At 73.9% G+C, this 13,741-nt stretch carries 12 protein-coding genes, 1 tRNA gene and 2 pseudogenes; 7 read left to right on the top strand and 8 right to left on the bottom strand.

Features of this window, described 5'->3' with window-relative positions:
* Positions 1-10 precede the first annotated feature (10 nt).
* The 3 genes from ACFU5F_RS26855 (at position 11) to ACFU5F_RS26845 (ending at position 2,503) form a co-directional block, all read left to right on the top strand.
* Positions 11-370: an MmcQ/YjbR family DNA-binding protein gene (locus tag ACFU5F_RS26855; protein ID WP_383892200.1), complete on the top strand. Its 360-nt coding sequence runs from the start codon at positions 11-13 to the stop codon at positions 368-370.
* Between the two features lie 174 nt (positions 371-544).
* Positions 545-618: transfer RNA gene (locus ACFU5F_RS26850), tRNA-Pro, on the top strand.
* A gap of 424 nt (positions 619-1,042) precedes the next feature.
* Positions 1,043-2,503 (top strand): tetratricopeptide repeat protein, encoded by a 1,461-nt coding sequence (locus ACFU5F_RS26845; RefSeq protein WP_383892198.1) that lies wholly within the window; start codon positions 1,043-1,045, stop codon positions 2,501-2,503.
* A gap of 13 nt (positions 2,504-2,516) precedes the next feature.
* Here the strand turns inward: ACFU5F_RS26845 and ACFU5F_RS26840 are convergent, their stop codons facing one another.
* The 8 genes from ACFU5F_RS26840 to ACFU5F_RS26805 form a co-directional block, all read right to left on the bottom strand.
* Positions 2,517-3,044, bottom strand: coding sequence for an NUDIX hydrolase family protein (locus ACFU5F_RS26840; RefSeq protein WP_041668920.1), 528 nt, complete (start codon positions 3,042-3,044; stop codon positions 2,517-2,519).
* Between the two features lie 109 nt (positions 3,045-3,153).
* Positions 3,154-3,858, bottom strand: coding sequence for a GntR family transcriptional regulator (locus ACFU5F_RS26835; RefSeq protein WP_383892316.1), 705 nt, complete (start codon positions 3,856-3,858; stop codon positions 3,154-3,156).
* Between the two features lie 43 nt (positions 3,859-3,901).
* Positions 3,902-4,903 (bottom strand): proline racemase family protein, encoded by a 1,002-nt coding sequence (locus tag ACFU5F_RS26830; RefSeq protein WP_383892195.1) that lies wholly within the window; start codon positions 4,901-4,903, stop codon positions 3,902-3,904.
* A gap of 24 nt (positions 4,904-4,927) precedes the next feature.
* Positions 4,928-5,824: a dihydrodipicolinate synthase family protein gene (locus ACFU5F_RS26825; protein ID WP_383892192.1), complete on the bottom strand. Its 897-nt coding sequence runs from the start codon at positions 5,822-5,824 to the stop codon at positions 4,928-4,930.
* Positions 5,825-5,873: 49 nt separating this feature from the next.
* Entirely contained in the window at positions 5,874-7,322 is a 1,449-nt protein-coding gene (locus ACFU5F_RS26820) for an FAD-dependent oxidoreductase (RefSeq protein ID WP_383892189.1), read from the bottom strand.
* A complete protein-coding gene (locus ACFU5F_RS26815; protein ID WP_383892186.1) occupies positions 7,312-7,611 on the bottom strand; it encodes a (2Fe-2S)-binding protein in 300 nt (99 codons plus the stop codon). The genes ACFU5F_RS26820 and ACFU5F_RS26815 overlap by 11 nt, the downstream gene beginning before the upstream one ends.
* Positions 7,608-8,774, bottom strand: coding sequence for an NAD(P)/FAD-dependent oxidoreductase (locus ACFU5F_RS26810; protein ID WP_383892183.1), 1,167 nt, complete (start codon positions 8,772-8,774; stop codon positions 7,608-7,610). Before ACFU5F_RS26810 ends, ACFU5F_RS26815 begins: the two co-directional genes overlap by 4 nt.
* Before the next feature lie 85 nt (positions 8,775-8,859).
* Entirely contained in the window at positions 8,860-9,195 is a 336-nt protein-coding gene (locus ACFU5F_RS26805) for a hypothetical protein (RefSeq protein WP_383892180.1), read from the bottom strand.
* A 342-nt stretch (positions 9,196-9,537) separates the two neighbouring features.
* Between ACFU5F_RS26805 and ACFU5F_RS26800 the strand changes: the two genes are divergently transcribed.
* The 4 genes and pseudogenes from ACFU5F_RS26800 to ACFU5F_RS26785 all read left to right on the top strand — a co-directional run bounded on the left by ACFU5F_RS26800 (position 9,538) and on the right by ACFU5F_RS26785 (position 13,689).
* A complete protein-coding gene (locus ACFU5F_RS26800; RefSeq protein WP_383892178.1) occupies positions 9,538-11,406 on the top strand; it encodes a glycoside hydrolase family 15 protein in 1,869 nt (622 codons plus the stop codon).
* 2 nt (positions 11,407-11,408) lie between these two features.
* Positions 11,409-11,609 (top strand): annotated as a pseudogene (locus ACFU5F_RS26795) (voltage-gated potassium channel); the annotation flags it as partial.
* Positions 11,609-12,157: pseudogene (locus tag ACFU5F_RS26790) on the top strand (F420-dependent methylene-tetrahydromethanopterin reductase); the annotation flags it as partial. The pseudogenes ACFU5F_RS26795 and ACFU5F_RS26790, both read left to right, overlap by 1 nt.
* A 170-nt stretch (positions 12,158-12,327) precedes the next feature.
* Complete coding sequence (locus tag ACFU5F_RS26785) at positions 12,328-13,689, top strand: amidohydrolase family protein (protein WP_383892176.1); 1,362 nt, start codon at positions 12,328-12,330, stop codon at positions 13,687-13,689.
* Positions 13,690-13,741: the final 52 nt, after the last annotated feature.

The raw sequence follows: 13,741 nt of genomic DNA, 5'->3' as shown, positions 1-13,741 counted from the left end.
GGTGCGTCTCATGCCGGATGCCGAAGACGTACGCCGTACCGCCCTCTCCCTGCCCGACACCACGGAGAAGGTCGCCTGGAGCATGCCCACCTTCCGGGTGGCGGGGAAGATGTTCGCGACGCTGCCGGAGGACGAGACGTCCATGGCCGTGCGCTGCCCTAAGGAGGAGCGGGACGAACTGGTTCTCGCCGAGCCCGGCAAGTTCTGGATCGCCGACCACGAGGCGGGCTTCGCATGGGTGAGGGTGCGGCTCTCCGCCCTGGAGGACGAGCCGGAGCTGCGCGACATCCTCGCCGACTCCTGGCGCCAGGCGGCACCGGCGGGACTGCTCGACGCCCACCCCGAGTTGGGCCTCCCGGCGGCCGACTGACACGGCCCGGCGATCCCCGAAGGCCCGGCGCCGGCGACACCCGGGCCTGGGCCGCCACGGGTCCGGCGTCACCGACCGTCGCGCCGTGACAAAACGGGTGCGCGACCACCGGGCCGAGTGCGGTATTGTTTGCGTGCGCGTTCAGCCGGGGGAAACCCCAGGTCAGACGGGCAACGGGACGTGGCGCAGCTTGGTAGCGCACTTGACTGGGGGTCAAGGGGTCGCAGGTTCAAATCCTGTCGTCCCGACTCGAAGGAGTCGCAGATCAGGGCCGTTTCGGAGCAATCCGGAGCGGCCCTTTCTCGTGTGCCGCCGATGTCACCGAGGGTGTCGGAGCCGTCGTGGCTCCCAGTCAGGACCCGATCGCGGGCCGGATCGCGGGCCGGATCGAGGCGGAGTGCTCGGCACGTTCCGGGGCGACGACACGAACAACGCCGAGTCCTCCCTGCGCCGCACCGCGACTCCGTTCCGTGGCCCACCACACCCCTGGTGGGCCACGGGCGGGTCCGGGCCCGGCGGCGGGCGCACGGGAGTGACTCGGGAGGTGTCGGGGGTGCTCGGTGGACTGCGGGGAGTGCCGGTCGCTTGGATGGGGGCGCGGGGTGATCCGTGCCGTCACGGGTCGAGGACCGCGCGCCGACGACACCCGACACGCGCCGGAGATGAACTGCCATGGTGACCGACCGGTACGGCAACCGCCTGCACGAGTGCACCGCCGAGGGGGCCGAGCACCTGGACCGGGCCGTGGAGGGGCTGCTGTTCTTCCGGCCCGAGTTCCCGGACGCCGTCAAGGCCGCGGTGGCCGCCTGCCCTGCCTCGCCGCTCGCCCAGGCGTTCGCCGCCTATCTCGGGGTGCTGGGGACCGAGCCCGGTGACGCCGCCCGGGCCCGCGGCCGGTTCGCGGACTTCGGCGCCGGGCTGGACCGCACCTCCCTGCCCCCGCGGGAGCGCATGCACATGGCGGCGGCGCAGGCCTGGCTCGGGGGTGATCTGCTGGGGGCCTCGCAGATCCTGGAGGATCTGGCCGTGGAGTGCCCCCGTGATCCGCTCGCCCTGGCGGTGGGACACCAGCTCGACTTCTTCACCGGCGACGCCACCCGCCTGCGGGACCGGATCGGCGGGGCCCTGCCCGCGTGGGACGAGCAGGACCCCCACCGCGGGCCGCTGCTGGGCATGTACGCGTTCGGCCTGGAGGAGTCGGGGCACTACGCCCGCGCCCAGGAGACGGGTCTGGCCGCCGTCGAACAGAACGCCCACGACATCTGGGCCGTCCACGCCGTCGCCCACGTGCACGAGATGCAGGGGAGGTTCGCCGAGGGGATCGGTTTCCTCGACGCCCGTCTCGACCACTGGGCGAGCGGCAGCCTGCTGACGGTGCACAGCTGGTGGCACTACGCCCTGTACGCGCTGGAGGCGGGCGACACGGCGACGGCCCTGCGGATCTACGACGCCGTGCTGCACCACGAGAACTCGACCGGGTTCGTCATGGAACTCCTCGACGCCGCCTCGCTGTTGTGGCGGCTGTTCCTGGACGGCTCGGAGCAGGAAGCCCGTTGGCGGGCGCTGGCCGACGCGTGGGCCGCCCGCGAGGACCCGCCGTTCTACGCCTTCAACGACGTGCACGCCGTCATGGCCTTCGTGGGAGCGGGGCGGCTGGACACGGCGGACGCGTTCGTCGCCGACCGGGCCCGCTGGCTGCGGGAGCCGCACGACGGCGGGCGTGCCCCCACCAACCGCGTGATGACCGACCGCATCGGCCTGCCCGTGTGCCGGGCGCTGGTGGCGTACGCCCGCGCAGACTACCCGGCGGTGGTGGAACTGCTCTGGCCCGTCCGCCGCCGACTGCACACGTTCGGAGGCAGCCACGCCCAACGGGACGCGGTCCAGCGGACCCTCCTGGAGGCGGCCCTGCGTGCCCGCCGGGACGACCTGGCGCGACTGCTGCTCGGCGAACGCACGGGCTTGAGCCCCCACAGCCCCTACAACTGGCTCGGCCGGGCCCGGCTCGCCGACGCCCTCGGCGAAGCGGGCCGGGCCGCCGTCGCCCGCGACAAGGCGGCCGGGCTGGCGGCCCCCGCCGCGCGGATGCTGAGCGGGAACCCGCACCACGCGTACCTCGGAGCCAGGGCCTGACCGCCCGGCGCGGCTAGGAAAGACAGCCCACGTGGGCCAGGGCCTGCTTCAACAGGACGCCCTGGCCACCGGGCATCTCGTTCTGCACGGACGGCGACGCCGCCTCCTGGGGGCTGAACCACACCAGGTCCAGGGCGTCCTGCCGGGGCCGGCAGTCGCCGGACACCGGGACGATGTAGGCGAGGGAGACCGCGTGCTGACGCGGGTCGTGGAACGGTGTGATGCCCTGCGTCGGGAAGTACTCGGCGACGGTGAAGGGCTGCAGCGCGGACGGGACGCGCGGCAGCGCGACGGGTCCGAGATCCTTCTCCAGGTGCCGCAGGAGCGCGTCGCGCACCCGCTCGTGGTGCATCACGCGGCCGGAGACCAGATTGCGGCTGACCGTCCCGTCCGGGCCGATGCGCAGCAGCAGCCCGATACTGGTGACTTCGCCGCTGTCGTCGACGCGCACGGGCACGGCCTCGACGTACAGGATCGGCATCCGGGCGCGTGCCGATTCGAGCTCGTCGGACGGCAGCCAGCCCGGCGTGGTTTCGGTCATGTCAGACATTGGCCGATCATACTTTCAACGTCAGTCGGTGCGCGCGTCGCTCCGATCACACCTGTCACTGATGCCCGGGTCCGTCCCCGCGCATGCGTGGCCGGACCGATCAGTCGTGGGCGGCCCACATTCCGCGCACATGACCGAGGTGGCGGGTCATCACCGTGTGCACGGCGGCCTCGTCGCGGTCGAGGAGGGCGTCGAGGAGTTCCAGGTGCTCCTGAGCCGAGGAGAGCAGACGGCCGGACTCGGCGAGCACGGTCAGACCGTAGAGGCGGGCGCGTTTACGCAGGTCACCGACCACCTCGACGAGGTGCGCGTTGCCCGCGAGGGCGAGCAGACCGAGGTGGAAGCGGGTGTCGGCCTCGACGTACGCGATGAGGTCCCCGGCGGCCGCGGCGGCGACGATCTCCCGGGCGGCGGGCCGCAGCGCCTCCAGCGAGACCGGGTCGGCCGTCCGGGCCAGGCCGACGGTGGTCGGGATCTCGATGAGCGACCGGACGTGGGTGTACTCGTCGAGCTGCCGCTCCGTGACGGCGGTGACCCTGAACCCCTTGTTGGGCACGGTGTCGACCAAACCCTCCTTGGCCAGATCCAGCATGGCCTCGCGCACCGGCGTCGCCGAGACGCCGAAGCGGGCGGCGAGCGCGGGCGCGGAGTACACCTCGCCCGGCCGCAGCTCACCGGCGATCAGCGCGGCCCGCAGCGCGTCGGCGACCCGCTCGCGGTAGCTGCTTTTCTTCCCGCCGAGCACCGGCAGCGCCGGGGTCGGGGGAGCGGCGGCGGACGGGGCGCCGGCGCGCTGCGGGGCCATGGGGGGCATGCGGTCTCTCCTGGAGTCCTGAAGTCCCGGAATCCTAGAGGACGAATCCGGAGGGGAACGGGTCGGACGGGTCGAGCAGGTACTGGGCCGTGCCGGTGACCCAGGCGCGGCCGGTGAAGCTGGGCAGCACGGCCGGGACACCGGCCACCTCGGTCTCGCCGAGCAGCCGCCCCGTGAACCGGGTGCCGATGAACGACTCGTTCACGAACTCGGTGTGCAGGGGCAGTTCGCCCCGAGCGTGCAGCTGTGCCATGCGCGCGCTGGTGCCCGTACCGCAGGGGGAGCGGTCGAACCAGCCGGGGTGGATGGCCATCGCGTGGCGCGAGTGCCGGGCGGTCGCCCCGGGGGCGTACAGGTGGACGTGGTGGAGACCGCGGATCGACGGGTCCTCCGGATGGACGGGCTCCTCCTCGGCGTTGACGGCGTCCATCAGGGCGAGCCCGGCCCGCAGGATGTCGTCCTTGCGGTCGCGGTCGAACGGCAGGCCGAACCGCTCCAGCGGCAGGATGGCGTAGAAGTTGCCGCCGTACGCGAGGTCGTAGGTCACCGTCCGTCCGTCGGCGAGCGTGATCTCGCGGTCGAGGCCGGCGGAGAACGACGGCACGTTCCGCAGGGTGACCGCCTTCGCCGCGCCGTCCTCCACCGCCACCTCGGCCACGACGAGCCCCGCCGGGGTGTCCAGCCGGATGGTGGTGACCGGCTCGACGACCTCGACCATGCCGGTCTCCACGAGCACGGTCGCCACGCCGATGGTGCCGTGGCCGCACATCGGCAGATAGCCGGAGACCTCGATGTAGACGACGCCGTAGTCGCAGTCCGGGCGGGTCGGCGGCTGCAGGATCGCCCCGCTCATCGCCGCGTGGCCGCGCGGCTCGTTCATCAGCAACTGCTTGACTTCGTCGCGGTGTTCACGGAACCACAGCCGTCGTTCGTTCATGGTCGCGCCGGGGATCGTGCCGATCCCGCCGGTGATGACCCGGGTGGGCATGCCCTCGGTGTGCGAGTCGACGGCGTGCAGGACGAGTCTGCTGCGCATGGCCGGTCCTCCTTTCCGCCGCGGTTACGCGAGGCCCGCCGCGACGGCCTTCTCGGTGGCAGCCCGGATCACGGCCTCCTGCTCCGGCAGCAGCTCCACCCGAGGCGGACGGCAGCGTCCGCCGGGCCGGCCCACGATGTCCATGGACAACTTGATGGCCTGCACGAACTCGACCTTCGAGTCCCAGCGCAGCAACGGGTGCAGCTGCTCGTACAGCCCCTTGGCCGTCGCGAGGTCGCCGTCCACCGCCGCGTGGTACAGCTCGACCGACGCGGCGGGCAGCGCGTTCGGGTACCCGGCGACCCAGCCCTTGGCGCCCGCGAGCGCCAGCTCCAGCAGCACGTCGTCCGCGCCGATCAACAGGTCCAGTTCCGGGGCCAGTTCGGCAAGCTGGTAGGCCCGGCGGACATCACCGGAGAACTCCTTGACGGCCCGGATGCACCCCTCGCCGTGCAGCTTGGCGAGCAGTTCGGGGACGAGGTCGACCTTGGTGTCGATCGGGTTGTTGTACGCCACGACCGGGAGGCCCGCCTTCGCGACCTCCGCGTAGTGCGCCAGCACCGACCGTTCGTCGGCGCGGTACGCGTTCGGCGGCAGCAGCATCACCGACGCGCAGCCCGCGTCCCGCGCCTGCTCGGCCCAGCGCCGGGACTCGGCGGAGCCGTACGCGGCGACCCCCGGCATCACGCGTGCGCCGCCGATCGCGGCGACCGCCGTCTCGACGACCTTGATCCGCTCCTCGGGCGTCAGGACCTGGTACTCGCCGAGCGAACCGTTCGGCACGACGCCGTCACAGCCGTTCTCGACCAGCCAGGCGCAGTGTGCGGCGTAGGCGTCGAGGTCGACGGAGAGGTCGTCGCGCAGGGGGAGCGCGGTGGCGACGAGGACGCCGCGCCAGGGACGGTTCTCGGTGGTGGTCATGCGGTTTCCCTCTCCATGGGGTGTGGCGGGGTACTGGCCGTCGGTGCGGTCACCGCGGCTCCGTCAAGGGGGTGGCGTCTTCCTCGCCGGGGTCTCCCGCCCGTGCCAGCACGCCCAGCGGGACCGGGCGCGCGAGCGGCAGCCGGGTCGCGGCCCCCGGGCAGCCGGCGATCCCCGCCACCGCCGGCCCGCACATCCGGCCCTGGCACCAGCCCATCCCGGCGCGGGTCAGCAGCTTGACCGTTCGCAGGTCCCCGGCACCCAGCTCCCCGACGGCCTCACGGACGGCCCCGGCGGTGACTTCCTCGCAGCGGCAGACGACCGTGGCGTCGGTGACCCGCTCGGTCCAGCGCGTCGGCGGGACGTACACGGTGTCGAGCACCTCGGCGAACGCCCGTAGCCTGGCACGGGACCTGGCGGCCGCCGCCCACGCGCCGGGGTCCGGCGCCCGGCCCAGGAGACGGGCGGCGGCCGACGCTCCCGCGATGTGGCCCTCGGCCAGGGAGAGGGCCGCGCCACCGATCCCGGTGGTCTCGCCCGCCGCCCAGACGCCCGGCACGTCGGTGCGCTGTTCGTCGTCGGCCCACACCCGCGTTCCGTCGGGCTCGACGCGGCAGCCGAGCGTCCCGGCCAGGTCGGTGTGCGCCAGCATGCCGTGCCCGACGGCCAGGGTGTCGCAGCGGACGCGCCGCTCGGTGCCGGGCCGGACCCGCCCCTCGGCGTCGAGTGCGGAGACGGTCACCGCCTCCAGCCGGTCGCCGCCGTGCGCCTCGACGACCGTGTGCCGCAGGAGGGTCCGCACCCGGCGGCGCAGCAACTCCACCGCGTACCCGGCTCCTTCGGCGAGTTTGTCCGCCCGGCCCACCAGCGCTCCGGTCCGCCGTGCGAGGGCCCTCGGGTCCGCCGACTCCACCAGCGCGGCCACCGTGACGCCCGCCGCCGCGAGGCCGGTGGCCACCGGCAGCAGCAGCGGCCCGGTCCCGGCGACGACCGCCGTGCGGCCCGAGACCACGAGAGAGCCCTTCAGCATGGCCTGCGCGCCGCCGGCGGTGACGACGCCGGGCAGCGTCCAGCCGGGGAAGGGCAGCACCTTCTCGTAGCCCCCGGTCGCCAGGAGGACGGCGTCCGCCCGCACCTCGACGGGCCGCTCCTGGGCGGGGCCGAGCAGGGCGTGGACGGTGAAGCGCCGGGTGCCCTCGGGGTGCCGCTCCACGCACCACACGTGGTGGTCCGGGAGAGGGGTGACGCGCCCGGCGGCGACCTGCCGGTCGAGGCCCTCGCGCAGCCGTCGCCAGGTGCGCCACTGGTGGTGCAGGGCCTGCGGACGGCGGGCGCCGAGCCCGGCAGCGGGCTGCCGGTAGAACTGGCCGCCGGGTGCCTCGGCGGCGTCGACCACCGTCACCCGTACGCCCGCTCGGGCCGCCGCCAGGGCCGCGGCGAGCCCCGCGGGGCCGGCGCCGACGATCGCCAGGCGGGGCGGTGCCGGGTCAGAGCTCATGGCCCGTCCCCTCCTGGGTGCTGATCGTGTCGCCCGGGCGGACCGGGACCAGACAGGCCCGTTGGTTGGGGCGGCCGTTCACGGTGACCAGGCAGTCGAAGCACACGCCGATGCCGCAGAAGACGCCCCGGGGCCGGCCCGTGCCCCGGGTGGTGCGCCAGGACGTGATCCCGGCGGCCCAGAGCGCCGCGCCGACCGTCTGGCCGGGCAGCACCTCCAGGGGCCGGCCGTCGAGCGTGACGGTGAAGGCGGGGCCGGGTGCGGCCCGCGCCAGTTCCAGCGGGTTCACGCCGCCTCCCCCACGTACGCGTCGAACCGGTCCGGGCGGAACGGTGTGAGGTCCAGCTCGGGCGGTCCGCCGCCGAGCACCTGGGCGATCAGCCGGCCGGTCCCGGTGGCGAGCCCGATCCCGGCGCCCTCGTGGCCGCACGCGTGGAACAGGCCCGGGGCCCGGGGGTCCGGGCCGATCGCGGGCAGATGGTCCGGCATGTAGGGCCGGAAGCCCATGTACGTCCGCATCGCGCGCACCCCTTCCAGGAACGGGAACAGCCGGGTCGCGCCCGCCGCGAGCGCGCGGACGGCGGGCAGGGAGAACGACCGGTCGAAGCCGACCCGTTCGCGGCTCGCACCGATCAGCACGGGCCCGGCGGCCGTGCCCTCGACGACCGGGGAGGTCTGCAGGGCCGCCGAGTCGCTGGCCACGTCGGCCACGTAGTCGGCGGCGTACACCTTGTGCCGCACCATCGGCGGCAGCGGTTCGGTGACGATCACGAAACCACGCCGCGGCAGCACGGGGAGGGTGACCCCGGCGAGCGCGGCCAGTTCTCCGCCCCAGGTCCCGGCCGCGTTGACGACCGCCGGGGCGTGCAGGTCGCCCCGGTCGGTCCGCACGCCCCGCACGGCACCGTCCGGCGAGCGCAGCACCTCGGTGACGGTCCGGCCGGTGAGCAGCCGGGCGCCGGAGGACCGCAGCAGACGGGCGGCGGCCAGGGTGGGCATGACCTGGGCGTCCTGCGGATAGTGCACACCGCCCGCGAGACCGGGCGCCAGGTACGGCTCCAGCTCGGACAGCCGGTCCGCGGGAACGGGCACCGCCTCCACCCCCGCGGCGCGCTGCCCGGCGGCGAACCGCTCCAGCGCGGCGAGTCCCGCCGGCGCGGAGGCGACGACGAGTCCGCCCTTGGCCTCGTACTCGAACACCGTTCCCAGACCCGGCTCGGCTGCCAGGTCCGCCCACAGACGGTTGGACAGCAGGGCGAGGTCGAGTTCAGGGCCGGGCTCCTTGTCGGAGACCAGGATGTTGCCCTCACCGGCGCCGGTCGTGCCGCCGGCCACCGGGCCGCGGTCCACCACGACGACGTCCAGGCCCGCTCGGGCCGCGTACAGGGCGCAGGCGGCGCCCACCATTCCCGCTCCGACAACCACGACGTCGCAGGTCAGTCGCTCGGTCACATCAGTACTATGTCACATGGCGCACTCGGTCAGGAAGACCGCGACCACCGCGTGTGCCCGCCCGGGCGGTCGGAGCAGGGGAGGGTCAGAGTCCGAGCCCCTGCACCATCGCGTCCACGACGATCCGGCAGCGGGGGAGCGGATGCGGCCGCGGGTGCGAGTCCGTCCGGGCAGGGGCAGGGGCAGGGGCAGGGGCAGGGGCAGGGGCAGGGGTGGGGGTGGGTCCGTCGTCGACGGCCCGGGCCGTGCGGTCCTCCGGCACGGCCACCGGGATCTCCCGCAGCCACCGCTCGACGACCCGCACCGGGAGGCCGTGGCGGCGTGCGGCGTCCCGCACCGTGAGCCTGCCGGAGAGGATGCCCGCCAGGGTGCGGATCCGCTCGGCCGGGGGAATAGCCGGGGGAGTCTCCGGGTCGTTCACGAGCCGGTCCTTTCCGTGAGCCGTGCACCGGGCCGTCGTCCCCGCGCGGGGACGCGCGGGGACGGGCGTGCGCCCAGCAGCTTCGGACCGCGCCGCGGAGCGGTCCCTGCCATGGTGTGGCCGTCGGCCGTCCGGAAGATGAAGAACCGCGCGCACCGACTCTCCCGGACACCACCGGCGGTCACCCGTCCGGCCGAGTACCGGAACGGCTCCCGGACAGTCCTCCCCCGCACGGGTGCGTCGCAGCCGTTGCCCGGCCGCCTCGACGACGAGACCGCCGGGCGGCACCTCGCGCGCCCCGCCCCGCATGCCCCGAACCCGTGGCCCCCCGACACTGACCCCATGCCAGACCCCGCCCCCGGCCCCCGCGTCGACCCCCGCACCGGGCCCAGCCGTATCGAGGACTACGCCCTCATCGGCGACCTCCTCTCCGCCGCCCTCGTCGGCAGGGACGGCAGCGTCGACTGGCTCTGTCTCCCGCGCTTCGACTCACCCGCGTGCTTCGCCGCCCTCCTCGGCGACGAGGACAACGGCCGCTGGCGCATCGCGCCGGCGGAGGAGAGCGGGGCCCAGGCCCACCGCCGCTACCAGGACGACACGCTCGTCCTGGAGACGGAGTGGGAGACGGCCGGTGGCCGAGTCCTGGTGACCGACTTCATGCCGTGTCGCAAGACCGGCGCCCCCAGCGTCGTCCGCATCGTCGAGGGTCTCTCCGGGACCGTCGACATGCGCATGGACCTGCGGCTCCGGTTCGACTACGGCGGGGTCGTGCCCTGGATGCGCCGTCGCGACGGGCATCTGACGGGGACCGCGGGGCCCGAGTCGGTGTGGCTGCGCACGCCCGTCCGGCCGGTGGCCCACGGCACCGCCCACACCGCCGTCTTCCCGGTCGCGGTGGGCGAGAAGATCCCCTTCGTGCTGACCTGGCACCCCTCCCATCTGCCCGCGCCCAGGGAGGTGGACGCGTTCGAGGCACTGCGCAGCACGGAGGCGTACTGGCGCCGCTGGCTGCGCAGGCTGACGTACGACGGGCCGTACCGTGACGCCGTCGCCCGCTCCCTGATCACCCTCAAGGCCCTGACGTACCAGCCGACCGGCGGCATCGTCGCCGCCCCGACCACCTCCCTGCCCGAGGAGATCGGCGGTGTGCGGAACTGGGACTACCGCTTCTGCTGGCTGCGGGACGCGGGGATGACCCTGGAGGCGTTGCTGCGCAGCGGTTTCAAGGCGGAGGCGGACGCCTGGCGGGCCTGGCTGGAGCGGGCGGTGGCCGGGCGGCCCGAGGACGTGCAGATCATGTACGGCATCGCGGGGGAGAGGCGGCTCACCGAATGGGAGGCCGACTGGCTGCCGGGGTACGAGGGCTCGCGCCCCGTGCGGATCGGCAACGCGGCCGCCGGGCAGCGGCAGCTCGACGTGCCCGGCGAGGTGATGGAGGCCATCCATCTGGCCATCGGCTGCGGACTGCGCCCGCGCCAGCACCTGGTCTCCCTCCAGGCCGTGTTCCTGGAACACCTGGAGCAGGCGTGGTCCGAGCCCGACCAGGGGCTGTGGGAGATGCGCGGTGCTCCCCGCCACTACACGCACTCCAAGGTGATGTGCTGGGTCGCCTTCGACCGGGCGGTCCGGCTGGCCGAGGCGCACTCCCGGCCCGGGCCGGTGGAGAGGTGGCGGGCGGTCCGGGACCGTATCCACCGCGAGGTCTGCGAGCAGGCCTTCGACCCGGTACGGGGCACCTTCACCCAGTCGTACGGTTCCCGCGAACTCGACGCCGCGCTGCTGCAGATCCCGCAGACCGGGTTCCTGCCGCCGGACGACCCCCGGGTGATCGGCACCATCGAGGCCGTCCAGCGCGAACTGCTCAGGGACGGGCTGGTGGCACGCTACTCCGCGGGCGCCGCCGGCTCGCCGGACGGCCTCAGCGGCGGGGAGGGCGCCTTCCTGGCCTGTTCCTTCTGGCTCGCGGACGCCCTGCGGCTGATCGGCCGCGGGGACGAGGCCCGCGCCCTGTACGAGCGGCTCCTGGGCCTGCGCAACGACGTCGGGCTGCTCGCCGAGGAGTACGACCCCCGGGCCGGCCGCCAACTGGGCAACTTCCCGCAGGCGTTCACTCATGTCCCGCTGATCCGGGTGGCCTACGAGCTGGACCGGCACGCCCCGCACGCCCGCCGGGAGGATCCGAAGGCGCCCCCCGGCAAGAAGGTGGGATGAGCGTGCTGCCCGGGTTCCTCACGAGGGCCGTGGAACTGCTGCTCGGCCGGGAGGGGGGCCGCCCCCTGCATCCGCGGGCGGCGGGCGGTGCCACCGTCGTGCTCGCGGTGGTGATGCTCCTCGGCTCCTGGGCGGTGACCGTCGCCGAGCACGGCGCCCCCCGCGCCAACCCGACCTCGTACCGGAAGGCCCTGGGGTGGTCCTGCTGATCCTGCCCGCCGCGGGCTTCGTCCTCGGCGACACCGACGCCGAGGCCGCGGAACTCGCCAGGGAGGTACGCCGGCTCCAGGTCAGCGGCGCCACCGCCCTCAAGCACCTGGAGTTCGTCTGGAACCGCGACCTGTCCTCCTGCGACCCGGACGGCCCGCTCCCCGACATCGACCCGGACGTCGGCGACAGCCACATCTCCCAGGGCCGTGCCCAGGTGCGCATGTACCGCGCCCCGCTCGCCACCGCCCGCGCGTGGCGGGAGCCGGCCGCCGCCCACAACTGGTCCATCCGGGACCTGGTCATCGAGACCGGCAACCGCCAGAACTTCGTCGGCTCGCCGGAGACGGTCGCCCGCACCATCGACGACTGCGTCCAGTCCGGCGCCGCCGACGGCTTCGTCCTCGTCCCCCACACCACCCCGACCGGCCTGGACCCCTTCGCCGACAAGGCCGTCCCCCTGCTCCAGGAACGGGGCGTCCTCCGCACGGACTACGAGGGCTCGACCCTCCGCGACCACCTGGGCCTGGACCCTCTGGCCTGACCCGTCGACCGCACCCCCGCCGTACGGGCGCGGGGGGAGCGCGCGCCTGTCGGGAAGCTCCCGTACCGGCCGTCCCCGCCGTCGGCCGGGTCACGCGAAGGGTCGGCGAACCCGCCGCATACTGACGTACCGTCAGTTTGCAAGCGGACCCACCTCTGGGAGGAACGGCGATGACCGAACGGATGCTCCTGCGCGCGGGCCATGTCGTCTCGATGGATCCGGACATCGGCGACCTGCCCCGGGGCGACGTCCTCGTCGAGGACGGCACGATCACGGCGGTCCGGCGCGAGATCGACGCGGACGTGGACGCCGAGGTGCTCGACATGACCGGCCGTATCGTGATCCCCGGCTTCGTCGACACCCACCGCCACACCTGGGAGGCGCCGATCCGCGGCTGCGCCCCCGACGCCACCCTCGACGACTACTTCGTCGACGTCCTCGACACCTTCGCGCCCGTCTACACCCCCGAGGACGTGTACGCCGGCAACCTGGCCGGCACCCTGGAGTGCCTCAACGCGGGCATCACCACCCTCGTGGACTGGTCGCACATCAACAACACGCCCGAGCATCCGGACGCCGCGATCCAGGCGCTGACGGAGACCGGCATCCGCGCCCAGTACGCGTACGGCAGCGCGAACACCTCGCTCGCCGACTACTGGTTCGACAGCGCGATCGCGGTACCCGGCGACGACGTACGGCGGGTCCGCGACCGGTACTTCGCCTCCGGCGGCGGCCTGCTGACGATGGGCCTGGCCACCCGCGGTCCCGGCTTCTGCACCGACGACGTCGTCACCCGGGAGTGGGGTCTCGCCCGCGAGCTGGACCTCCCGATCACCGTGCACGTCGCCATGGGCCGCCTCGCCGGCCGCTTCGGCATGGTCAGGCAGCTCCACGGACTGGGTCTGCTCGGCCCCGACACCACCTACGTCCACTGCTGCCACCTCAGCGAGGAGGAGTGGCGGATGGTGGCCGACAGCGGTGGCACGGTGTCCGTCGCCGCCCAGGTGGAGACCCAGATGGGGCACGGCTGGCCGCCCGTCATGCAGGCCATGGAGCACGGGCTGCGGCCGTCCCTGAGCATCGACGTCGTCACCACCGTGCCCGGCGACATGTTCACCCAGATCCGGGCCGCCTTCGGCGCCGAACGGGGCCGGGTCAACGCCGACTGCTGGCACTCCAACCTGCCCGTTCCGAAGACGATGTTGACGGCACGTCAGATGCTGGAGATGGCCACGCTCAACGGCGCCCACGTGGCCGGCGTGGAGGACCGTACCGGCTCCCTGACCCCCGGCAAGAGGGCCGACATCGTCGCCCTCGACGCCACCGCGCTCAACATGGCGCCGGTGCACGACGCGGTGGCCGCCGTGACCCTCGGCGCGGACGTCTCCAACGTGGAGACGGTCATCGTCGACGGAGTGGTCCACAAGCGCGACGGCAGGCTTCTCGCGGACGTCGGCCGGGCCCGCCGCCTGGTCGAGGAGTCACGCGACCGGCTGCTGGCCGCGGTGGCGGCGAGGAAGCCGGCCGCCTGAGGCCGCTGACACGCCGGGCGGCCCGGGCCCGACACCGTACGGTGTCGGGCCC

Source organism: Streptomyces sp. NPDC057438, assembly GCF_042802995.1.
In the GTDB taxonomy this organism is placed as follows: Bacteria; Actinomycetota; Actinomycetes; order Streptomycetales; family Streptomycetaceae; genus Streptomyces.
Note: the sequence above shows the minus strand (reverse complement) of the source record. Positions and strands in the feature narration are given on the sequence as shown.

Excerpts from the sequence above, each read along its gene's own strand:
- ACFU5F_RS26835 (WP_383892316.1), bottom strand. The coding sequence starts at position 3,858 with ATGGCCCCGCAGCGCGCCGGCGCCCCGTCCGCCGCCGCTCCCCCGACC.
- ACFU5F_RS26840 (WP_041668920.1), bottom strand. The coding sequence starts at position 3,044 with ATGACCGAAACCACGCCGGGCTGGCTGCCGTCCGACGAGCTCGAATCG.
- ACFU5F_RS26825 (WP_383892192.1), bottom strand. The coding sequence starts at position 5,824 with ATGACCACCACCGAGAACCGTCCCTGGCGCGGCGTCCTCGTCGCCACC.
- ACFU5F_RS26855 (WP_383892200.1), top strand. The coding sequence starts at position 11 with ATGCCGGATGCCGAAGACGTACGCCGTACCGCCCTCTCCCTGCCCGAC.
- ACFU5F_RS26845 (WP_383892198.1), top strand. The coding sequence starts at position 1,043 with ATGGTGACCGACCGGTACGGCAACCGCCTGCACGAGTGCACCGCCGAG.
- ACFU5F_RS26820 (WP_383892189.1), bottom strand. The coding sequence starts at position 7,322 with ATGAGCTCTGACCCGGCACCGCCCCGCCTGGCGATCGTCGGCGCCGGC.
- ACFU5F_RS26830 (WP_383892195.1), bottom strand. The coding sequence starts at position 4,903 with ATGCGCAGCAGACTCGTCCTGCACGCCGTCGACTCGCACACCGAGGGC.
- ACFU5F_RS26800 (WP_383892178.1), top strand. The coding sequence starts at position 9,538 with ATGCCAGACCCCGCCCCCGGCCCCCGCGTCGACCCCCGCACCGGGCCC.
- ACFU5F_RS26785 (WP_383892176.1), top strand. The coding sequence starts at position 12,328 with ATGACCGAACGGATGCTCCTGCGCGCGGGCCATGTCGTCTCGATGGAT.